This window comes from Gordoniibacillus kamchatkensis (assembly GCF_000829455.1).
In the GTDB taxonomy this organism is placed as follows: domain Bacteria; phylum Bacillota; class Bacilli; order Paenibacillales; family NBRC-103111; genus Gordoniibacillus; species Gordoniibacillus kamchatkensis.
Genome location: NZ_JXAK01000068.1, coordinates 1 through 20,662, shown reverse-complemented (window position 1 = coordinate 20,662; position 20,662 = coordinate 1). Strand labels below are relative to the sequence as shown.

Annotated in this window: 16 protein-coding genes; 5 read left to right on the top strand and 11 right to left on the bottom strand. The window is 58.9% G+C overall.

The features are described from left to right. Window positions 1–550: 550 nt before the first annotated feature. Genes SD70_RS37220 through SD70_RS27450 form a run of 5 tightly spaced genes read right to left on the bottom strand, consistent with a single transcriptional unit; the run spans window position 551 to window position 5,064 of the window. The gene (locus SD70_RS37220; RefSeq protein ID WP_197081204.1) at window positions 551–790 is read right to left on the bottom strand and encodes a DUF4129 domain-containing protein; all 240 of its coding nucleotides are present in this window, start codon (window positions 788–790) and stop codon (window positions 551–553) included. Continuing rightward, window positions 694–2,784, bottom strand: a complete 2,091-nt coding sequence (locus tag SD70_RS27460; RefSeq protein WP_052487951.1) for a transglutaminase family protein — start codon at window positions 2,782–2,784, stop codon at window positions 694–696. Before SD70_RS27460 ends, SD70_RS37220 begins: the two co-directional genes overlap by 97 nt. Further along, entirely contained in the window at window positions 2,777–3,046 is a 270-nt protein-coding gene (locus SD70_RS38730; RefSeq protein ID WP_052487950.1) for a hypothetical protein, read from the bottom strand. The genes SD70_RS27460 and SD70_RS38730 overlap by 8 nt, the downstream gene beginning before the upstream one ends. After that, complete coding sequence (locus SD70_RS27455; RefSeq protein ID WP_052487949.1) at window positions 3,040–4,104, bottom strand: DUF58 domain-containing protein; 1,065 nt, start codon at window positions 4,102–4,104, stop codon at window positions 3,040–3,042. Before SD70_RS27455 ends, SD70_RS38730 begins: the two co-directional genes overlap by 7 nt. 3 nt (window positions 4,105–4,107) lie before the next feature. Beyond that, window positions 4,108–5,064 (bottom strand): AAA family ATPase, encoded by a 957-nt coding sequence (locus SD70_RS27450; RefSeq protein WP_041051545.1) that lies wholly within the window; start codon window positions 5,062–5,064, stop codon window positions 4,108–4,110. 467 nt (window positions 5,065–5,531) lie between these two features. Here SD70_RS27450 and SD70_RS27445 point away from each other — a divergent pair, with 467 nt between their 5' ends. Beyond that, window positions 5,532–6,170, top strand: coding sequence for an HlyD family secretion protein (locus SD70_RS27445; RefSeq protein ID WP_041051543.1), 639 nt, complete (start codon window positions 5,532–5,534; stop codon window positions 6,168–6,170). Window positions 6,171–6,193: 23 nt separating this feature from the next. After that, on the top strand, window positions 6,194–7,744 hold the full coding sequence (locus tag SD70_RS27440) for a DHA2 family efflux MFS transporter permease subunit (protein WP_052487948.1): 1,551 nt from the start codon (window positions 6,194–6,196) through the stop codon (window positions 7,742–7,744). Window positions 7,745–8,016: 272 nt separating this feature from the next. Here the strand turns inward: SD70_RS27440 and SD70_RS34060 are convergent, their stop codons facing one another. The 5 genes from SD70_RS34060 to SD70_RS34055 form a co-directional block, all read right to left on the bottom strand. Continuing rightward, window positions 8,017–9,162 carry an RCC1 domain-containing protein gene (locus SD70_RS34060; RefSeq protein ID WP_052487947.1) on the bottom strand — a complete coding sequence of 382 codons (1,146 nt, stop codon included), beginning with the start codon at window positions 9,160–9,162 and terminating at the stop codon, window positions 8,017–8,019. After that, window positions 9,083–10,873 (bottom strand): RCC1 domain-containing protein, encoded by a 1,791-nt coding sequence (locus SD70_RS27435; protein ID WP_052487946.1) that lies wholly within the window; start codon window positions 10,871–10,873, stop codon window positions 9,083–9,085. The genes SD70_RS34060 and SD70_RS27435 overlap by 80 nt, the downstream gene beginning before the upstream one ends. Window positions 10,874–10,886: 13 nt before the next feature. Continuing rightward, window positions 10,887–14,048 carry an efflux RND transporter permease subunit gene (locus SD70_RS27430; RefSeq protein WP_041051541.1) on the bottom strand — a complete coding sequence of 1,054 codons (3,162 nt, stop codon included), beginning with the start codon at window positions 14,046–14,048 and terminating at the stop codon, window positions 10,887–10,889. Next, window positions 14,045–16,024, bottom strand: a complete 1,980-nt coding sequence (locus tag SD70_RS27425; protein ID WP_041051539.1) for an efflux RND transporter periplasmic adaptor subunit — start codon at window positions 16,022–16,024, stop codon at window positions 14,045–14,047. Before SD70_RS27425 ends, SD70_RS27430 begins: the two co-directional genes overlap by 4 nt. A 431-nt stretch (window positions 16,025–16,455) precedes the next feature. Beyond that, window positions 16,456–17,271, bottom strand: a complete 816-nt coding sequence (locus SD70_RS34055) for a peptidoglycan recognition protein family protein (protein WP_052487945.1) — start codon at window positions 17,269–17,271, stop codon at window positions 16,456–16,458. Between the two features lie 106 nt (window positions 17,272–17,377). Between SD70_RS34055 and SD70_RS38725 the strand changes: the two genes are divergently transcribed. After that, window positions 17,378–17,602, top strand: coding sequence for an MmcQ/YjbR family DNA-binding protein (locus SD70_RS38725; RefSeq protein WP_231571591.1), 225 nt, complete (start codon window positions 17,378–17,380; stop codon window positions 17,600–17,602). Further along, on the top strand, window positions 17,599–17,745 hold the full coding sequence (locus tag SD70_RS38720; protein ID WP_231571589.1) for an MmcQ/YjbR family DNA-binding protein: 147 nt from the start codon (window positions 17,599–17,601) through the stop codon (window positions 17,743–17,745). Before SD70_RS38725 ends, SD70_RS38720 begins: the two co-directional genes overlap by 4 nt. Window positions 17,746–18,157: 412 nt before the next feature. Here the strand turns inward: SD70_RS38720 and SD70_RS27410 are convergent, their stop codons facing one another. Continuing rightward, window positions 18,158–19,447 carry a Gfo/Idh/MocA family protein gene (locus tag SD70_RS27410; RefSeq protein ID WP_041051537.1) on the bottom strand — a complete coding sequence of 430 codons (1,290 nt, stop codon included), beginning with the start codon at window positions 19,445–19,447 and terminating at the stop codon, window positions 18,158–18,160. Window positions 19,448–19,585: 138 nt separating this feature from the next. On the opposite strand from SD70_RS27410, the gene SD70_RS27405 reads away from it, so the two are divergent. Continuing rightward, entirely contained in the window at window positions 19,586–20,452 is an 867-nt protein-coding gene (locus SD70_RS27405) for a helix-turn-helix domain-containing protein (protein WP_052487944.1), read from the top strand. Window positions 20,453–20,662 lie beyond the last annotated feature (210 nt).

Below are 20,662 nucleotides of genomic sequence, written 5' to 3'. Positions count from 1 at the left end.
TTCGGTCCTTATACGTTCACTCCGTCAAATCGGCGTCTAATAGCGCCCCAACATGACGCTGCATAGCGACCCTGTTCTTTAAACAGAACAACTCTCAGCCAATCGCAAGGATTATCGTCGTACGCCATCCATTGCACGTGCGCGTTTCGCGACGTTAGGCCGGCTGCCTGACGCCCCGCTCACGGCCCAGCGTTTGCTCCTCCGGCCTAACGCCTTGGCGTTAGGCCGGCTGCCTGACGCCCCGCTCATGGCCCAGCGTTGCTCCTCCAGCCTAACGCCTTGGCGTTAGGACGGCTGCCTGGCGTCCGGCTCATTGCCCAGCGTTCCTCCTCCATCCTAACGCCTTGGCGTTAGGACGGCTGTCAGACGCCCGGCACTTTGCCCGCTGCTGCTCCTCTCGCTTAACGCGGCGGCGTTAAGCTGGCCGTAAAACAAGGCCTGCCTTCTTCGCCGTTTCCCTGCAATGCCTAATTGCCGATGAGTATAAGCAACAAAAAACCTGCGGTCCCGTTATGGCGACTGCAGGTCTTTCCACATTCCAATGCGTGAATCATTTCATGTGTGCGCGCACGCGCTGCATCGTCTGCACGGCGAGGTCGTAATCGCGCTCGTTCAAGGCCGATTTGTCGTACTTGGCCCGTTCGAACGTATGCAGCAGCGTCTCCAAATCTTTCGCCAGCCAGCGGCTCGACTTCACCCAGCGGGCGAACGTTTCGCGCAGCGTCTCGTGCTCGTGGCGCTTGTAGCCTTTGCGCTTGCAATAGCGGAGCAGCCGCTCGAAGTCGAGCACGACGCGCTCGCTGAAATCGTATACTTTGTGCTTCTTTTGGCGCGCGACAGCTTGCGGAATGCCCCGTACTTCCACAGCACGTAGACGATGGCCGCGAGCAGGATCGCCGCTCCGGCGAAGCTGAGCGCGAGCACAAGCGGACGATGGTCTATGGACGTATCGGCCGGAGCCGGAACGACCGGAGCCGGATCTGCCGCCGGCGCCGTTTCTGCTGCCTGCTCCGGATGAAGCATCGGCATCGCGAAGCCGGAGGTCGGCTCGAACGGGATCCAGCCGTAGCCCGGAAAATACACCTCTACCCAGGAATGGGCATCGGAGTTGCGGACGGTGAACGTACCGCCCGATAGCATTTGGCTGGCGATAACGCCGCGTAAAATGCCGTTGTTGACTTCCTCGTCCAGCGGGTTCGTGCCGGTCGAGTAGCCTTTTACCCAACGTGCCGGCAAGCCCAGCGAACGGGCCATGACGACCAACGCCGATGAGTAGTAGTCGCAATACCCTTCTTTGATTTCGAACAAAAACCGGTCGACGAAATCTTTGCTGCGGCCTTTCGACAGATCGGGCGTATTCGTGTACTGGTAATTCGTGGCCAAGTATTGCTCCAGCAGCTTCACTTTCTCATACGGCGTCGCCGCGCTCTGCGTCACTTGCAGGGCAAGCTCGCGGACACGCTGCGGCAAATTGGGCGGCAGCTGCAAATAATCGGGCAGCTCCTGCTTGATGTCGGCCGGATACGTTACCGCCTTCAGCGCGTCCACGTCAACGACCGGCATTTGCGAAACGACGGTATATTCTTTCGGATACGACGCGCGGTCGCCGCGGAAGCGGAGCTCGGACTGCTCCGGCGCCCATACGACCGGCGGCGCTTCCGTTCCCCCGTTCACATCCTGTAAATGCTGCGCGGTTCTCGCCGCGAACAGCACCGGAAACGATGCTCCGTCTTTGAAATGGTACGTTTGCACGACCTGCTTCGTTTTCAGCTGCGAGGCATCGATGCGCGACTCCGGCTTCAGCGCGATGCCGACGCGGGCACCCGTCACCGGAGCACGCCGTTCCGCTTCGCTCAGCTCCCAGCCGCTGCCCGTATAAACGGAGCGCGTTTCACCGCGCCAATAGCTGCGTTCCGGCGAATCGACCGTGAACACCGGGCTGTAATCGAAGCGGAAGCCGCCGCCAAGCTCACGGTCGTTGCGGCCGTAACCGGAGGACGTATCTTGCGCCGGCGCGACCCAGTCGCTGATTTCGCCTTTGCCGGCGATGAGCACCGGCTCTCCCTTGGCATGCTTCCAAAGCGTGTACGGATCGGTCAGCAGCGGGCGAATCGTCGGGGTAAGCACGCCAAGCAAGATCGTGACCGCCATAATCGCCACGATCGGCAAAATGACTGCCGACGGGTATTGCGCGATATGCTCCCAGCTCTTGGGCGCCTTTTTCTGAAATTCGGCAAAATGGCGCAAAATGAGCAGCAGCAGCCCGCAAAACAGCACCATCGCCACCTGCGGCCACAACACCAATGTGCTGAACGAATCGCGGATGCAAAAAAACAAAATGGTGACGATCATCCATGCATAGATGCGGGGCTTCGTGCGGCCCCACCAAAAGGCGAAGACGAACGCGAGGCTCGAGCCGACGCTGAACCAGACGAACGGCGTCAGCTGCGCGAACATGCGCCCGAGCCAAATTCCGTACGACATGAAATTGCCGGACGGCAGCGGCAACCAACGGGCGTGCGACAGAACCGCGTTCAGCGCGATCAGAACGGCGGTGAGAAGCGGCCAGCGCCAGCGCCACGACAGCCTCGGCACGACCATAACGAGTCCGGTGAAGAACAGCGTCCATTTGGCGTTGGCGATCGTTTCCGGCCACCAGAGCACTTCTTCTTTTTCGATCCAAAGCACGTATTGCAGCAGCAGCAAGCCGACGAGAAGGGCGGCGAATACGCAGCCCCACCACTCAAAGGAAGACGACCATCTGTACCTGGTGCGATCAACCACCGCTCTTCCCACCTCCGAGCACGGACGGCAGCTCGCTAAGCCGCGACAAGGCGTACCCCATATAGCCGCGAGCCCACACCTGCTTCATCCAATCTTCCCGCTCCGCAGCCTCGCCACCGGAAGCGCGCGGCTGCTCGGTCGATGCCCCGGACGAACCGTTCGCAGGCGCGCCGAAGCCGCTGAATTTGCCGGCGGCGGACTGCACCCATATTTGGCACGGGTTCATTTGATGCTGGTCGAGCCAACTTAGCGTCTTCAGCATCGCTCCGCCTTTCTGCGGCGTACCGAACGAAGAACGTTCCCGGCGTCCAATGCTGGGAACGGTTTTGCCATCACTTGCAGCAGCGGATGGACGCCGTTCGCATCGGCAGCGGTCAGGTGGTTCATCACCTGGTTCATATGCTGCACGCCCAGCTTCGGCTCCATATAGACATACTCCGCGCCGACAGACAAAAGGCCCACGGCCAGCCTGTTCGCAGCGGCGTATTCGAACAGCGAGGCGGCGACGGACACCGCCAGCTCGAATTGCTCGGCATCGGCATAGGCGCGGCTTTGCCGGTCGAGCACGATGATCGTCTTCGGCAGCGACTCGCGCTCGAATTCCTTCGATTTCCATGTCCCCGTCTTCGCCGTAGCGTTCCAGTGCACGCGGGAAAGCTTGTCGCCGTAAATGTATTCGCGCACGCCGTTGATCTGCGTCGTTTCGCGCAAGGCGCGCGTCGTCGTGGCGTGCGTCTGCATCCCTTTCAGCATCAGGTGGTACTGCTTCCATTCCGGCACCGCCACCGTCTCCGGCATGACCGTCACTGTGCGCGGCAGCTCGAGCGATGCTTTATGCTGGAACAGGCCGAAAATGTCTTCCGTCACGCATTCGGTCCGTTCAAACCGGTAAATGCCCCGTTTGAGCGGCGCCGTGACGTATTCCATCTCCCCGCGCCGCCTCCAATCGAGGGTCAGAGAGCCTTCGTACAGCTGGCTGTCGCCATTTTGCCGGGTCAGCTTGTCGCGAACGATAATGTACGGAATCGGCCATAAGCCGGGAACGATCACTTTGAGGCGGACGTTCAGCGACTCGCCGGCCGATATGCGGGCATCCTGCTCATGCTCCGCAAACGTGCGCTGCCCGATCGTCTGCTTAATGCCGCTCCATCTGCCTAGCAGCAAATATACGCACAGCACCGTAACGGTAACGAACAGCAGCGTCGCCAGCTTCCCGCCTTGAAAGACGACGAAGGACAAGCTGCAGGCGAAGCTGATGAGCACGTACCAGAACGGCAGCGGCCATCTGCGCTCCTGAATGCGCTGTTCGAGCTCTTTCATGCGTCACTTCTCCAATCGGACCGGCACGCGAATACTTTGGAACACACTGTCCAGCAGCGAGCCGGCGGTAAGTCCGTCCATAATCGCTTCGGATTTCAGTATCATCCGGTGCCCAAGCACATAACGGGCCAAAAATTTGACGTCGTCGGGAATGACGAAGCTTCGCCCTTGCAAATAAGCGTACGCTTTGCTGGCTTGCACAAGCGCAAGCGTCGCACGCGGGCTGGCTCCGAGAAATACGCCCGGATGCTCGCGCGTCGCCCGCGTAACAGCGACGATATAGGCGACGACGGCGTCATCGATATGCACGTCCCGCGCCTGCTGCTGCATCGCGTAGATTTGCTCGGAATCGGCCACGGCTTCGATGTCTTCCAGCGGATGGCGGCGCGCTTGCGACATAATCATGCGCTGTTCGGTCGCTTCGTCGGGATAGCCGAGGCTGAATTTCAGCATGAAACGGTCTAGCTGCGCTTCCGGCAGCGTGTAGGTGCCCTCGAAATCGATAGGGTTTTGCGTGGCGAGGAGCAGGAACGGGGAAGGGAGCGGATGCAATTCTCCGTCGGCGGTAATATGTCGTTCTTCCATCGCTTCGAGCAGGGCGGATTGCGTCTTCGTCGTTGCCCGGTTAATTTCGTCAACCAGCAGTATGTTTGTCATGACCGGTCCCGGACGGAACATGAACGCTTCCTGTTTCGGGTGATAAATGGATACGCCGGTAATATCGGTCGGCAGCAGGTCCGGGTTGCATTGTATGCGTCGGAACTGGCCGTGTATGGATTTGGCGAGCGCCTTGATCAGAACCGTTTTGCCCGTTCCCGGCACATCCTCCAGCAGCACGTGGCCGCCGGCCAAAAGCGCCGTAAGCAGCAGTTGTATTTCGCTCGTTTTGCCTAAAATGCAAGCTTCCAAATTGCGTTCGATTTGCCTGATGGCTTGAAGGTGAACGGCTGCTGATTCCATAGAAAGCTCCTCCTTGGCGCTGTCGGGTCGAAAATCTTCGTATAACCGAGAACGGCTTAGATAGATACAATGAGGCCTACTATAAATTGTACAGGAAACGGAAAACGGCGTATACTTGTAAAATTTCTAAATTTGTTTGGAAAAATTTACATCGGTCAATTTTTTCGCGGCGTCCGCAACAGGACGGTAGAGGCGCAAAGCTTTGGGTACTTTCCATACTGCCTGAGAAAGCATGGCTGCGCTGCGGACCTAAGAATACGGGTCTTCGGCTTCGCCCACACTCGCGTTCCCCTGGATTTGAAACCGTGGCGGGAACACGAGTTCAAAGGCGCCACGCTGCGCTCTCCGGCCCATATTCCCATCCTCCCCTCCCGCCTGTCCCGGCAACCTGGAAATTCCGCATACTCCCTGCACAACATGGAAAATCTATACGTTGACAATCCGACCTCGAGGGGAGCTTCTATCCGATGAACAAAATTGTGATCATCAATATTATCGTGCTGATCGTGCTAATCGGCGGCGCGGGCGCAGCAGCATACTATTACAATCAAACCGTCAATTACGTCGCCACGGACAACGCCAAGGTCGACGGACAGCCCGTCAACATTGCGGCAACGACGTCCGGACAGCTCACCGATTGGTTCGGCGACATCGGCAAATCGTTCCGTTCCGGGGACCGCGTCGCCACTATACAGCCGCCTGCCGGAGCGTCTAAAGTGGACCTTGCGCTGCCGACCGACGGGACGATCGTGCAGCAATCGGCCGTTCCGGGTTCGTTCGTCGCCGCCGGCACCGTCCTGGCCCGCGCCTACGATTTCAATCATTTATGGGTGACGGCCAATATCGATGAAACGCGGATCAAAGATATCAAGCAAGGACAAACGGTTGACGTCTACATCGACGCTTTTCCCGGCACGACGCTGACAGGCCATGTCGATAAAATCGGGCTCGCCACGGCGGCTACTTTCTCTTTGCTGCCAACCTCCAACGCTACTGCCAACTATACGAAAGTGACCCAAGTGATTCCCGTCACCATTTCGCTCGACGGCTATAAGGGAGTCGGGATCGTCCCCGGGATGAACGCGTCTGTGCGGGTTCACATATAACAACACGAGTGCCGGAGGTATCCATGGAGAACGTTCACGTCGGCCGCACGCTTTCCGTGCTTATGGCCGGAGCCTTCATCTCGATTTTGAACCAGACGCTGATCAACGTCGCGATCCCCCATATGATGAACGATTTGAACGTGTCGGCGACGACGATCCAATGGCTGTCGACCGCTTACATGCTCGTCAACGGCGTGCTCATTCCGATCAGCGCTTACCTCATCGAGCGGTTCGGCATCCGCGCCTTGTTTATTTTTGCGATGGGCGCGTTCAGCGCGGGCTCTGTCATTTGCGCGATGGCGCCCAATTTTGCGGTCCTTTTGATCGGCCGGATCGTTCAAGCTTGCGGCGCAGGCATCATCATGCCGCTCATCATGAACGTATTTCTGATTTTGTTTCCGCCCGAGCGTAGAGGAGCGGCGATGGGCATGATGGGCATCGTCATCATTTTCGCCCCGGCTGTCGGTCCTACGCTGTCGGGCTGGATCGTCGAAAACCATTCGTGGCGGGTGCTGTTTACGATAATGATCCCGCTCGGGATCGTCGATCTGCTGCTCGCCATATCGTGGCTGCAAAACCTGACCAAATTGTCGAAGCCGAAGCTGGACGTGCCGGGCTTTCTGTTTTCCACGATCGGATTCGGCACGCTGCTGTACGGCTTCAGCGAAGCGGGCACGAAGGGATGGGGGAGCGGCACCGTCGTGACTTCGCTCATCGTAGGGGCGCTGTTTCTGGCCGCGTTCATATGGCGCGAGCTGACGATGGAGTCTCCGATGCTGGAGTTCCGCGTGTTCAAATACGACGTGTTCACGATCACGACGATTATCGGCTCCTGCATCAATATGGCGATGCTGGGTGCGATGCTTTTGCTGCCGATTTATTTGCAAAACATCCGCGGCTTTACGCCGCTTCAGTCCGGGCTGCTGCTGCTGCCGGGCGCGCTGCTGATGGGCGTCATGTCCCCGATATCGGGGGCCTTGTTCGACAGGATCGGAGCGCGCCCCTTGGCGGTTCTCGGACTCATCATTACGGCGGTGACGACGTACGAATTCAGCAAGCTAACCTCCGATACGCCTTACAGCCACATTATGGGCTTATATACGATGCGGATGTTCGGCATGTCGCTGCTCATGATGACGGTGCAAACGGCGGGGCTGAACCAGCTCCCCAGGCAGCTCGGCAGCCACGGCAACGCGATGTCCAACACGATGCGGCAAGTTGCCGGCTCAATCGGCACCGCCTTGCTCGTGACGGTCATGTCCAACCGGGCGACGTATCATTTGGGCAATTATGCGAACAACGTTACGTCGGCCAACAGCTATGTTGCGGAAACGTTCCATCAGATCGGCCAGGGCCTTTCGCTGATGGCCGGACTGCCGCCGTCCGCATCGGATCTGATGGCAACGCAAGTCGTATACGGCCTTGCTTCGCAGCAATCCGCCATCTCCGGCATCAACGACGCGTTCGTCGTGGCTACCGGCATCACTTTGGTAGGTTTGTTTTTCTCGTTCTTCGTGCGCAGGGTCAAAGCGGGCGGGAAAGCTCCGGCCGCCAAAAACGCGCATGGCAAATGATCCGCCCTGATGCGACGCTGCGTCGTTGCGGGCGCCGCGAAAAAAAACATTCGGTCTCCTTCGCCCGACAAGGCATGAGACCGAATGTTCGTTTTCTGCAGCAAATTAAAACACAAACATTAAAATGAAGAACAAAAGAACGAACAGCACGACGATAAACAGCGTCATTCCGTCTTTCGATAACGGTACGGACATGACCGTAAACGCCCCCCTCATACCGGGTTGATTTTATTGTATGAGAAGGGCGACGTTCGGGTGCATCCGTCTTCCGGTTATGGGCGCGCCGCGCCGAGACTGGATGCCGCCCGCAGCGCCTCCTGGTCAACGGGCAGCGTCCCTCCGGCCTTCAGCGTCAATATCCGCTCCACGAGCACGACCGATTGCGCGCGCGTCGTGTCCGCCTGCGGCGCCAGCTCGCCGCCGGCAAGCCCTTGCAGCAAACCGTTTTGCACGGCGTTTTGCAGTACATAGGATTCATCCAGCCGCGTACCGGGCTTCTGCAGCTCCGGCTTGACGGCGCGGAGAGCGATAGCCGCAATCTCGCCGCGCGTGATCGGATCGTTCCAGCCGCCGAGCAGATCGCCGTCCTGCAGCGCCCCTGCCTGCTGCAATGCTGCGGCGTAAGGTTCGTACCAAGTTTGTCCCGGCTGCGCTGCCGGGATAGTCAGGCGCAGCGCTGCCGCAGTCATTTTCACATATTCCGCACGCGATACTGTATGGTCGGGCCGGAACGTTCCGTCCTCGTAGCCGTCGACATAGCCTTCCTCCAGCGCGCGTTTAATGGCGTCCTGCGCCCAATGTCCGGAGATGTCGTTTAGCGCTGGCGCGAATCCGGTCACTATGGCCGGAGCCGAGCGGTTGTTCCTCGTCCCGTCTCCAAGCTGGCCCATAAAGTTGCCGCCCCATGCCCAGACGGTGCCGTCGCTTTTCATTGCCAGCGAATGAGAACCGCCGGCAGCTATATTCGTTACGCCGTCGAGACCCGATACGTTGACAGGCGTCAGCTGATTCGCCGAACCGCCGTCGCCAAGCTGGCCGAAGGCGTCGTACCCCCAAGCCGACACTTTGCCCGCTTGCCGCAGCACAAGGCTGTGGTAGCTCCCGGCGGCGACCGCTTTGGCGTCGTGAATCGTCGCCAGCGGCTCCGGCACGTTGCTCGATGTCGTCGTTCCGTCGCCGAGCTGGCCGAACGAATTGGAGCCCCACGTCCAGACGGTGCCGTCGTTTTTGACGGCGAGCGCGTGCAGTTTGCCGGCAGCGATGGCGACGACGCCGGACAAACCGCTCACCTGCACCGGCTGTTTCTTGCTTACGTTCGTACCGTCGCCGAGCTGGCCGTTACTGTTGTCGCCCCAGGACCACACTGTGCCGTCGCGCTTTAGCGCAATCGAGAAATTGCCGCCGGCGGCAATAGCCATCACGTCGCGCACCCCCGGTCACGGCCGCGGGAGCCGCATGGGCGCCCGGCGAGCCGTCGTCGGTCCCGAGCTGGCCGAACGTATTGTCGCCAAAGCTCCACACCGTGCCGTTGCTGACGAGGGCCAGCGAATGGTTCGAGCCGGCCGCAGCCGAAACGACGTGGTCCAGACCGGAAACTGGCGCCGGCTTCGGGCGGCCCGTTACACTCGTCGCTCCGTCGCCGAGCTGGCCGAAGTAGTCAGAGCCGTACGCCCATAAAGTTCCGTCGCCCGCAACGAGCAGCGTATGGGAGCCGCCTGCCGCTATTGCGGCAGGTTGAGGCACGCCGGTCAACGGTTTCGGCGCGAGGGCCGGCAGCGCCCCGTCCGTGCCGAGCTGGCCGAGCGTGTTGTCGCCCCACCCGAACACGCCGTTTGGCTTGACGGCCAGCGAGTCGTTCTCGCCCGCCGCCAGCGGCGCGGCCAACACGCCGCTCACGACGGTCGCACCTTCGCCTGGTTTGGGCACGGGCGCCGAGGCGTCGAATATGCTCGTAACCTGCTTCGGAAGGTCGGTATTCGTCGTCGTTCCGTCCCCGAGCTGGCCGTAAATGTTATGGCCCCACGCCCACAGCGAGCCGTCCGTGCCGATCAGGAACGAGAAGTTGTACGCCGCGACAACCGTTTTCGCTTCCGGAACGCCGAATACGTGCTGCGGCCCCGCCATAATTTGCATGTTCAAATGCTCGTTGAAGCCGGTGCCGGTTTGCCCGAACGTGTTGTCGCCCCAGGCCCACGCCGTGCCGTCCTTTTGGATGGCCAGCGCGTGGTTGTTGCCCGCCGAAATGGCGGTGACGTCTTTCATGAGTATCTCCGGAAGAGACCTGTCCTTCATATCGCCGAAGCCGAGCTGTCCGCTGCTGTCCGAGCCCCAGCTGTAGGCAAATCCGTCCTCGGTCAAGGCGAGCGAAAAATTGAAGCCGGCCGAAATGCTTTTCACCTGGCGAATCCATGTGATCATGACGGGGGCGTTCCACGTGTCGTGGTCGTGGGCGAAGCCGAGCTGCCCGTAAGTGTCGTCGCCCCAAGCCCACATATCTCCGTCTTTGGTCAGAGCGAGCGTATGGTAGCCGCCGGCGGAGATCGCTTTGATGCCCGTCAGGTTTTTGACTTGCACCGGCTTCGTCTGCTGGTCGCTGGCGCCGTCTCCCAGCTGGCCGACCGAGTCGTCTCCCCATGTCCAGACCGTGCCGTCTTTCAGCAAAGCAGCGGAATGCGCGGCGCCTGCGCTTACCGCCACTACGTCGTTCAAACCCGCGACCGGCACGGGAGAGTTGCGGTCGGTCGTCGTGCCGTCGCCGAGCTGTCCGTACGTATTTTGCCCCCACGCCCAGACGGTTCCGTCCTTCTTCAGCGCGAGCGTGTGATAGCCGCCGGTGGCCAGCTGAACGACGTCTGTCAAACCTTTTACCGCGGTAGGCCGCGTCCGGTTGTCGAGACCGCCGCCCAGCTTGCCGCGCAAGTTGTCCCCCCATGTCCAGACGGTGCCGTCGGTGCGAAGCACCGCCGTAAATCCTTTGCCGCCTACGATCTGGGCGATCGTGCCGGCAGCCGTACCGGCCGCGTTCGCATCGTCTGCTGCAGCGGGCGCAGCGGAAGCGGACGCGAGCATCGCGGCGAGAGCGAGGAGACAGCCGAGCCGTCGAACCGCATTCTTCAACATCGTGTACATGGCGTTCTCCTTTCTACATCGACCCCGTCGGCCCCGAAGGGAGCGTACGGTTGCCGTCCTGCCGTTTGCCGAACATCCCCCGGAAGCGGCGCTTGATCGCCCCTGTCCCGCCGTCCAGCAGCGTGAAGACGACAGGCACGAGCACGAGCGTAATCATCGTCGACAGCACGAGGCCGAAAGCGACGACCGTCGCCATCGAAGCTTGCGTCTCCGCGCCTTCGCCGAAGCCGATGACGAGCGGCAGCATCGCCAGCACCGTCGTCCCTGTCGTCATCAAAATCGGGCGGAGCCGAATTTGGCCGGCTTCGATCAGCGCGTCGAACAGCGGCATCCCCCGCTTGCGCAGCTGGTTCGTATAGTCGACGAGCACGATCGCGTTGTTGACGACGATGCCGACGAGCATAATCATCCCGATAATGGAATTCATATTGATCGTGCGATGCGTCACGAGCAGGCCGAGAATCGCGCCGACGAACGTCGGCGGCAGCGAAAACATGATGATGAACGGCCCGTACAGCGATTCGAACTGGCTGGCCATAACCATGTACACCAGGACGATGGATATCAACAGCATGCCGAAAAGAGAGGCGAAAGTCTGCGATTGCTGCGTGGTTGCACTCCCCATCGTAACCGTATACCCATCCGGCGGTTGAATCGAATCGACCACCTGTTTGACTTGCGCCTGTACATCGCCGACCGTAGCGCCGAATACGTTGGCCTGAACGACGGCAACGCGGTTCTGATTGAGGCGCCGAATTTGCGCCGGACCGGAACCCAGCTGTACTTTGGCGATCTGATTCAGCGGCACAATTGTTCCCGATGAAGTGTTGATTGAAATATTGTTCAGGTTTTCTATTTTGTTGGTGAAATCTTCCGGAAACTTGATGATTACGTCAATAGCCAAATTCCCCGTATTAAACTGGGTCGCTACAGTGCCCTGATAAGCGTTGCGGAGCGCCGTCATCACGTCCTTGAGAGACACGCCGAAATGCTGGGCCGCATCGCGGTCAATCGTCAAGCTGTATTGCGGGCTCGTTTGATCAAGCGTGTTCAGAACGTTGCGGGTTCCCGGGACGGTGCTGATTTGTCGCGCCACTTCGTCCCCCAGCTTTTGCAATACGTTTAGGTCGGGACCGGACAAGTTCACGGTAATATCCCCGCCATTGCCAAAGCCGCCGCCCATACCCGGCAGCCTTATGCCTGACGGCGTGCTGACGTTGATGCGGGCGCCCGGATAGCCTTGAGTCATGCCGCGGATTTGCTCGGCTACTTGGGCCGAGCTTCGCTTGTGGCCGGTTTTCAGCGTAACGTCGATGCTCGCGCTGTTCGTGGCGGAAGACTGGAAAGCGCCGCCGCCGGAAGAACCGACCCGCGTGTATATAATATCCGCTTCGGGAATGCTTTTCACTTTGCTTTCAATCGTTGTTGCCAATTGGTTCGTCACGTCAAATGAAGTGCCTTGCGGCAAACTGATATCGACGCTCACCCGGCCCTGGTCCGTTTGCGGTGTCAGCTCGCTGCCCACAAATCTGGTGGCGTAGACGCTTGCCGCCAGCAGCGCTACAGTCGTGACAATAATGACCCAGCGGTGCGACAGCGACCAGCGGAGAAGCCACGCATACATTTGCGTCAATCTTTTCATGCCGCGGCCATACCAAATAAGCGGATTCCAGGACCGGCCTTCCGGCAATTCCTCGTCTACTTTCCCTTTCATGATTTTGGCTGCGAGCATCGGCACAAGCGTTACCGCCGCAAACAAAGCCGCAATGTGGGAAAAAATAACGGTTAATGCCATCGGCCAAAAGAACTGCTTGGATATGCCGTTGATAAATACGGTCGGAGCAAAAACGCATATTTGCGCGAGAGCGGATGCAAATACGGCTGTTCCTACTTCAGCTGCCCCCGCTTTTGCCGCTTCTTCCGCATCCAGCCCTTCATGGCGCTTGCGGAAAATGCTTTCCAGCACGACAACCGCAAAGTCGACAAGAGAACCGAGACCGACCGCCAATCCCCCGAGCGTAATCGTATTGATCGTCTGCGAAGAGAAATACATCATACTGAACGTGGAAACGACCGCGATTGGGATAACGATGCCGATAATAAGAGTAGCCCGCACGCTGCGCAGGAAAAAGAGCAAAATAATGATGGAGAACAGGCCGCCGAGCAGCAGGTGGTCCCTGACCGTATTGACCGAGCTTTTAATAAACGTCGCCTGGTCGTTTAATACGGTAAGATGCTCTCCGTTAGGAAGCTTTGCTTCAATTTTTTTGAGCTGCGCCCTGATGTTGTCGGAGATGGCTACCGTATTGCCGCCGGCTTGTTTCAAAATGGACAAGCTGACGCTCGATTGCCCGTTCATTCGGGAATCCGCCGTTACGTCCTGATAGGTGTCGACAATTTTCCCCAGTTCGCTGAGCGCGATCGTCGAGCCTTTGCCAAGCGGAACCTGCACTTTGCCGATTTCCAATACGGACTTGAATTGTCCGTCAATGTGCAGCGGAATGAGCTGCGTTCCTTTGTTGACGAGACCTGCATCCGCCGAGTTGTTATCATTGCCGAGCGCCGATTGAATCGTGCTTAGCGTAATGTTGTACTGCTGCAGCTTATTGGGGTCAATCAAAATCTGCACCTGTCTGATCCGGCCCCCGGAAGCGCCGACCGATGCAACGCCGTCAACTTGCTGCAAGAGCGGGCTGACCACGTTATCCGCCGTATCGCGCAACGAAATCGGATCGGCGTTGCCGTACAGCGCGATCGACATAATCGGCATACTGTTCGGATCCACCCGGGAGATGACCGGAGCGGCCGCGTCCGACGGCAGTTGACGTTGCACGCGCGACATTTTGTCCCTCATGTCGAGCATGACCTGATCCAGGTTCGTGCCGTAGTTAAATTGCAACGTTACGTTGCTGGAGCCGGTCCGCGAATTTGAGGACAAGTTCGATAAACCGGATACGGTCGCCATCGACTGCTCGATGGGTTTCGTAACTTGGCGTTCCATTTCGGCTGGCGATGCGCCGGGCCAGGATACCGATACGTTAGCCGTCGGAATGTCCAGATTCGGATAAAGATCGACCGGTAGCAGCGGAATCGCAATCATGCCGACGATGATAAGCGCAACCATGATCATCACTATCGTTACTGGACGCCTGACGGAGAAATTGGCCAAATTCACTGTCCGGCACCTGCCTTGTCGGTACCGCTACTACCTCCGGCACCGGGAGCTTGCTGACCGTTCGAAGACTGTTTCTGTTGACCGCCGCTTGCGCCCTGTTGCTGATCGCTTCGTCCGGCTCCCTGCCCGCCGTTTCGGCCGCCTCCCTGGCGATTGCCTTCCTGGCCGCTTCCCTGACGGCTGCCGCCTTGGTCCGCTTGGCCCTGCCCCCTTTGTCCCGATTCCGATCCGTTTTGTCCGGTTTGGCCGGTTTGTACGGGCACGTTGTCGGAAAGCAGCTCCTGGCCTTGCACGACCAGCTCGTCGCCCGGTTTTAATCCGCTTGTGATTTCGAACTGAGTGCTCGTCATTTCGCCGATCTTGACGGACACCTTTTTCGCCTTGCCGTTCTGCACGATGTATACCGAGTTCCCGGTGTTGTCGTTCAATACAGCGTTGGCCGGAATCATGATCGCCTGACGTCCTGTGGCTTTAATCGACGATTCCGCGAACATGCCGGGCAGCAGTTCGTGCTGCGTGTCGTTGACCTGAATATCGACCAAGTAAGACTTCGTTGTCGCGTCCAGAGACGGGTGGATGGCATACACTTGACCGTCGAACGACTTGTTCAACGTCGGAACGTTGACGGTCATAGGTATACCCGTCTTGATTTTGCCGATGGAGGCTTCCGAAACGTTTACCGTCGCAAGCGTCGGATTCGTTGAGGCAATCGAGACGATCCCGGTTTGGGCAGCGTTTTGCCCGACCGGCGTCAGAATCGCCGTTACAACTCCGTCGACAGGCGAGGTCAGAACGCCGTCCTGCAGCTGCTCCTCCAGCGTTTTAACGTTCGTCAGCGCGAGCTGCAGCTGAGCCTCGCTGACCTTGATGCCGTCCGTCCCTTGCGCCGCCTTGTACGATTGCTCCGCTTGCTTGACCGAACTTTGCTGCGATGCTTGCGCGTTGGCCAGAGCGGTTTGCTGTTGGAACAGCTGCTGCTGGTTTACTGCGATTTGCGACGCGGCGTTCGTTTGGGCGTTCGCCAGCGATACGAGAGCGGCGTTCAGCGCTTCCTGCGCTACTTGCACCTGCTGCGAGCTTTGTGCCTGCAGCAAGGCGTTTTGCAAGCTCGTCAGTTGCGACTGAGCGGCCGCTTGAGCGCTTTGCGCATCTTTATACTGGGTTTGCTGGGCCTGTTGCAGTGCCAGCTGCGCCGCTTGCAAATTGGAAAGCGCAGCGGCGGCCCCGCTGGTCCCAATAGCTTGGCTATAAGCGGCAGCGGCTTGCTGTACCTTAAGCTGCAGCGAATCCAGGTTGTTCGATTGCGACTCCAGCAGCGCGTCGAGCTGGGAGTTCAAGTTGTTTTGCGCGATCGTGATCGCCGACTGAGCGCTCGCTTGCGTCGAATTGAAGGACGTCTGCGCGCTGGCAACGCCCTGCTTCGCCGAAGCGATGGCGTTTTGCTGCGCCGTAATGGCGTTGTTCAGCTGGGCCTGGGCGAGCGCTACGGCCTGCTTGGCGGCAGCCACTTGCGACTGGGCATCGCTCGTCGCTTTATCCAGCGCATTCTGGGCCGCCGCAAGTCCGCTCGCATAATCGCTAAGCGCTTTGTTGTACTGCGCTTGCGAAACGGCAGCCGAGCTTTTCGTCGTCTCCAGCTGCTGCTGCAGCTGTGTCGTATCGATATGAGCGATAGCTTGTCCTGTTTTGACGCGATCGCCGACGTTCACATCGATCGAAGCGATGCGCCCCGTCACGCGGGATGCCACATTGGACGTAAACACGGGCGTAATCGAACCGGTAAATACTTGCCCGCCGCCCACGTCCGACATCTTCACCGTTTGCGTTACTACCGGCATTTGCCGTGCTGCGCCTCGTCCACCCTGCGCGCCTTGCTTCGGGTTCGTCGAAGCCGAGCCGCACCCCGCCGCCGCCGCTGCCACAAGCACGACCAGCGACGCGGCTGCGACGCGTCTGAACACTTTTCTGTTGATCATATGCGAGGAACCCTCCATTGCCCTTGTCGAATCTGCTGAATTGCAATAACTCAAGCGTAGCGGACAATGATGATCAAATTGTGATGCAATTGTAAAAAATGTGTGAAGGAAGCGCTTTTGTGCCGCCTTGCGGTGCGTTTTTTCGCGGTTTTAGGGCAAGATGAGAGCGGGTCGCCCCCAAAATATGTAAGAAGGGGAGGCGCCAATGTTGCCGTTCCCCAAAAAATGCTTTTGCAATCGCATTCGCGGCAACTGTAGCCGTGTTTGGTCCCGTTCCCCGCTGCAAGTGCCTGAAAGGCAATTAGAGGAGCTCCGGCGCCAACTTCCCGCAAACATGCAGCTGCAGTTGCATTCGCGGCAACTTTAGCCGCATGTTTGATCCCGGTTCCCGCTGCAAGTGCCTGAAAGGCAAAACGCCCAAAGAAAAAAGGCTATCCACTAGCCCCGAGCATACAAAAAATCCGCTTTGCTATAACACCTCTTGTGCTGTAAAAACGATGAGCAATCGCATCTGCAGCTACGACAAATATCACCAGACCCGCGCCTTTACTGCTCCGGCTGCCCGGAAGCCCGGCGCAGAGCGTTCGCCAGGCGATGGAACTCCTCCTGCGCAGCGGGCACGCTCGTCGCATAATAGGCAGCGGACAGGAAAGCGATAATTTTGTTCGCATCTTCACGCTTAGTGCCGGCATATCCCCACCTCCCGTAATTGCGTTATAATGGAATTGAACCGTCTGTACGACATCTTGCCAGCTTTTGCCCCAGCTTTGAATGTAATCGATCGGATCGGAATGATCGGTGCCGCCCAAATACCGGCTAACGTCATAGTGCGACCACAGCGTTCCCGTACCGTCGGGCAGGGCCGGCGTGACGCCGAGGCCGCGCATCGACAAAAACACGGCAGCGCGTTGGCACCAGCGGTCGAACGAACGGGCGAACTCGTCAGCCGTCCGGTTCGAGCACAGCTCGAGATGGATAAAGCGCGGATTCGCGACCGGCCCGGCGCCGTAGGCGAGATACATCGGGTTGGCGACTTGAATAATTTCATTAGGATCGATGAATTCGTGCACGAACGCATTCGCGTACGTGCGGCTTTCGTACATCCGTTCCGAGCGGGCGGTGTCGCCGGGACTTGCGGTCTGATGCATCACAACCCCTTCCCACCGGCCGACGCCGCCCCGGTAAGGAATTTGCGGCAGCCCGGGAATCCAATCGACGATGACCGGATATAACGAATATGCGCACATGTACCTCCTCACCTCCTCCCGTCGGACTTGTAATCATTTTATGTCGGACGGGGGGGAGAGTGCGCGCCGCCTATCACGAAACTTTGACGTCGGAGGTCTTCCCCCTATGAATCATCAGCAACTGATTGACATCGGCTTAACCAAAAGAGGCACTAGCCTGCGCTATCCGTTCGACCCTGATTTGCCGGTGCTCTTCGTGCGGGACAAAATGTTCGCGCTGCTCGGCCATACGAAAGCCGGGATCCCGAGCGTCAACCTGAAGACACATCCGGACGAGGCTTGGCTGCAGCGCGAAACGTACCCAGCGCTGTGCTGCCAGGATACCATATGAACAAGCGGCATTGGAACACGGTAGTGCTCGACGGCACTGTACCTGACGGCGTTGTGGCGAACATGCTGGACGAGTCGTACCGCCTCGTCGTCGCCAAGCTGCCGAGAGCCGACCGCGAGACGCTCAGCCTTGAGCTTGGATAAGGCGGAGATACGGCGAAAGTGCCGATATGATGACAAAGATAAACGGCTTACGTTGTCCCTTGGAAAATGGCTCGCAGCGGAAACAACGCGATTATAGGCGCAAATTGCCAAGCCTTCGGATAATGCGCGTTCCGGATTTAGCGAAATGAGCCGCACGATCGGTCGGATCGACTCGAGCATCGATAGGGCAGTTATCGAGTTGAAAGGTGACGATGAAGCTAAACGGAACATTTTCGAAAAGACGTTGTTCGTCGGAACTCCCACCCCCCGGCACCCGAACCGGTCGCCGGAACCATCCTCAAGCCAAACGGCGCCGCAGCCGCTATTCGCACGTTCCGGACGTTCCGACAAGTGCACAAGGCCAGGTTCCCGCAGCCGGGACACCTGGCCTTCTCAAGCAGAATGGCTACTGTTACTCGAACTTCACCAAATCCGCGACGCGGACCGGCAGGCCGGTACGGATCGCACGGTTGGCGGCAATGCCTGTCAAAATTGAACGCGCACCATCGGCATGGTTCGCCGCCCGGCGGAAACGGTCCTCCTGCGGCTCGCCGAAAATGTCGCGCAGCAGCACGGTATCGCCGCCGCCATGGCCTCCCACTCCTTCTTCCACTTCCACCTCGTAGGGCGCGCCGAACATCGGGTGCACAATCATTTTTTTACCGCGCAGCGCCCCTTCGATCGCTTTGTCGCCACCGGAATTGACGTATGACTGCTCGACGACGGTAAGCTCAAGGCGCCCCTTGGTGCCGGTGAACGAGATGCGGTAGCCTTCCCATGGCGTATAAGCCGTCAGCGAGTAAGTGAGGATCGCTTTATTTTTGTAGCGGACCATCACGCCCATCGTATCCTCGATGCTGATGCCGTCGGAAAATACGCTCTGGTCGCGGCGGTAGCCGTCTTCGTGCTCGGCGTCGAGGTACATCGCTTTCAAGTTCGGGCTCCGGTCGAGATGGAGCGCGAACGGATCGTCCTTCGCCGCCGGATTGCCGGTCGCGCGGTCATAAAACGCCGTTACCCCGCGCCGCTCGGCGTTGTCCTTGCCGTAAAACATCAGGTCCCCGAACGCAAACACCGTCTCCGGCTCGGAGCCGATCCAGAAATTGACGAGGTCGAAATGGTGCGTCGACTTGTGCACGAGCAGCCCCCCGCTGTTGCGCTTGTCGCGGTGCCAGCGCCGGAAATAGTCGGCGCCGTGCTTCGTATTGAGCAGCCATTCGAAATGTACGGCCGTCACCTGTCCGATAACGCCGTCTTCGATCAACTCGCGCACTTTCGTATGATGCGGGGCATAGCGGTAGTTGAACGTCACCCGGACGTTCCGCCCCGTCCGTTTCACCGCGTCCAAAATCGCCTGGCACTTCTCTTCGTCGACGGTCATCGGCTTCTCCGTTATGACGTCGCAGCCCAGCTCCATCGCTCGAATGATGTACGTATGATGCGTCCGGTCGACGCTCGTGACAATGACTGCGTCCGGTTGTTCCCGCTCGATCATCCGGTCGAATTCATGCGCCTTGTAGGTCGCGACCGCGGGATGACCGTATTTTTCTTGAAGCAGCCTGTTTGCATAGTCCATCCGTGTCTGGTTCGTATCGCAAAATGCCAGCAATTCGGCGCTCTCCTTGTAATCCGAAGCGATAGCTCCCCAGAAAAACTGCGCTCTTCCGCCGGTACCGACGAGCACGTAAGTTTTCTTCTTCATCTGCCAAGCTCCCCTCACAGCGTTTTGATCTTCTTGGACTCGATAGTACAGCAATATCGGAGATTTTTCTTGCGATTTTATGCTTGTTTACGTTAAAACCCCGCATTTTTTGCTATAATCAAGTCGGAGGTGGCTGCATTGCCGGACGAGTCGCTTTTATATGTAAACCGGGACGACTTTTTGCACGTCGAGTACATTCGCCGTACCGAAAAGCACGTCATGCCGGCTAACCATTATCACGACTATTACGAAATCTATGTGCTGCTATCGGGCGAACGCGACTATTTTATCGTAGACCGAACATACCGGGTGAAGCCCGGGGAAATTGTCTTCATCGGCAAAAACGAGCTGCACAAGACGATGCAGGCGGGAGCGCCGGCGCATGAGCGGCTGCTGCTGCATTTTGACGACGGGCTGCCGTTCCGGATGTCGCCGGCTGCGACCGACTGGCTGCTTGCCCCGTTCCGCGCGGACAGCCGCGTGCAGCGCCTTCCTGATGATGCCGCTGCCTCGGCGCTGACGGCCCGTGTCCTGAAGGAGCTGCGGGACAAGCCGCCCGGCTATGAAATCGCGCTGCGCCATGCGGTATGCGAGCTGTTGCTCGCGGCCGGCAGGCACACCCTCTGGCTGCAGCAAGCGAAGCCGGAGCCGGAGCCGTTTCGTCACACCTCGCCGATGCGCGGCAAAATATCGGATATCGTCCGGTATATTAACGATTCGTACGCAAAGCCGCTGAGCCTGGCGGGGCTGGCGGAGCGTTTTTACGTAAGCCCGTACCACCTGAGCCGCACGTTCAAAGAAACGACCGGCTTCACGCTCACCGATTACGTCAATTTGACGCGCATCAAGGAAGCGCAGCGGCTCCTCCGCGAAACGACGCTCAGCGTGACCGAGGTGGCGGCGGTGGCCGGCTACGACAACTTCTCGCACTTCGGCAAAACGTTCAAAAAAATAACGCGCCTGACGCCGCGCGCTTACCGCAGCGGCACCGTCAATACTTTGTGAGGGCCCCGGGCACGGCTGCCGGCGCGCAAGCCAGCCAAGTTGGCGGAACGGCGGTTCGTGCGGTGGGGTGTGCAGAGCGTTAGCGGGTTAACGCGGGCAGCGCCGGGGCTGGCTTACCGCAGCGGCACCGTCAATACTTTGTGAGGGCCCCGGGCACGGCTGCCGGCGCGCAAGCCAGCCAAGTTGGCGGAACGGCGGTTCGTGCGGTGG

What these genes read in the sequence shown, in the direction of transcription:
- SD70_RS34060 (WP_052487947.1), bottom strand. Translation starts at nt 9,162, where the DNA reads ATGGCTATTGCCGCCGGCGGCAATTTCTCGATTGCGCTAAAGCGCGAC.
- SD70_RS27455 (WP_052487949.1), bottom strand. Translation starts at nt 4,104, where the DNA reads ATGAAAGAGCTCGAACAGCGCATTCAGGAGCGCAGATGGCCGCTGCCG.
- SD70_RS27425 (WP_041051539.1), bottom strand. Translation starts at nt 16,024, where the DNA reads ATGATCAACAGAAAAGTGTTCAGACGCGTCGCAGCCGCGTCGCTGGTC.
- SD70_RS34055 (WP_052487945.1), bottom strand. Translation starts at nt 17,271, where the DNA reads ATGTGCGCATATTCGTTATATCCGGTCATCGTCGATTGGATTCCCGGG.
- SD70_RS38720 (WP_231571589.1), top strand. Translation starts at nt 17,599, where the DNA reads ATGAACAAGCGGCATTGGAACACGGTAGTGCTCGACGGCACTGTACCT.
- SD70_RS38725 (WP_231571591.1), top strand. Translation starts at nt 17,378, where the DNA reads ATGAATCATCAGCAACTGATTGACATCGGCTTAACCAAAAGAGGCACT.
- SD70_RS38730 (WP_052487950.1), bottom strand. Translation starts at nt 3,046, where the DNA reads ATGCTGAAGACGCTAAGTTGGCTCGACCAGCATCAAATGAACCCGTGC.
- SD70_RS27450 (WP_041051545.1), bottom strand. Translation starts at nt 5,064, where the DNA reads ATGGAATCAGCAGCCGTTCACCTTCAAGCCATCAGGCAAATCGAACGC.
- SD70_RS27435 (WP_052487946.1), bottom strand. Translation starts at nt 10,873, where the DNA reads ATGTACACGATGTTGAAGAATGCGGTTCGACGGCTCGGCTGTCTCCTC.
- SD70_RS27445 (WP_041051543.1), top strand. Translation starts at nt 5,532, where the DNA reads ATGAACAAAATTGTGATCATCAATATTATCGTGCTGATCGTGCTAATC.
- SD70_RS27410 (WP_041051537.1), bottom strand. Translation starts at nt 19,447, where the DNA reads ATGAAGAAGAAAACTTACGTGCTCGTCGGTACCGGCGGAAGAGCGCAG.
- SD70_RS27440 (WP_052487948.1), top strand. Translation starts at nt 6,194, where the DNA reads ATGGAGAACGTTCACGTCGGCCGCACGCTTTCCGTGCTTATGGCCGGA.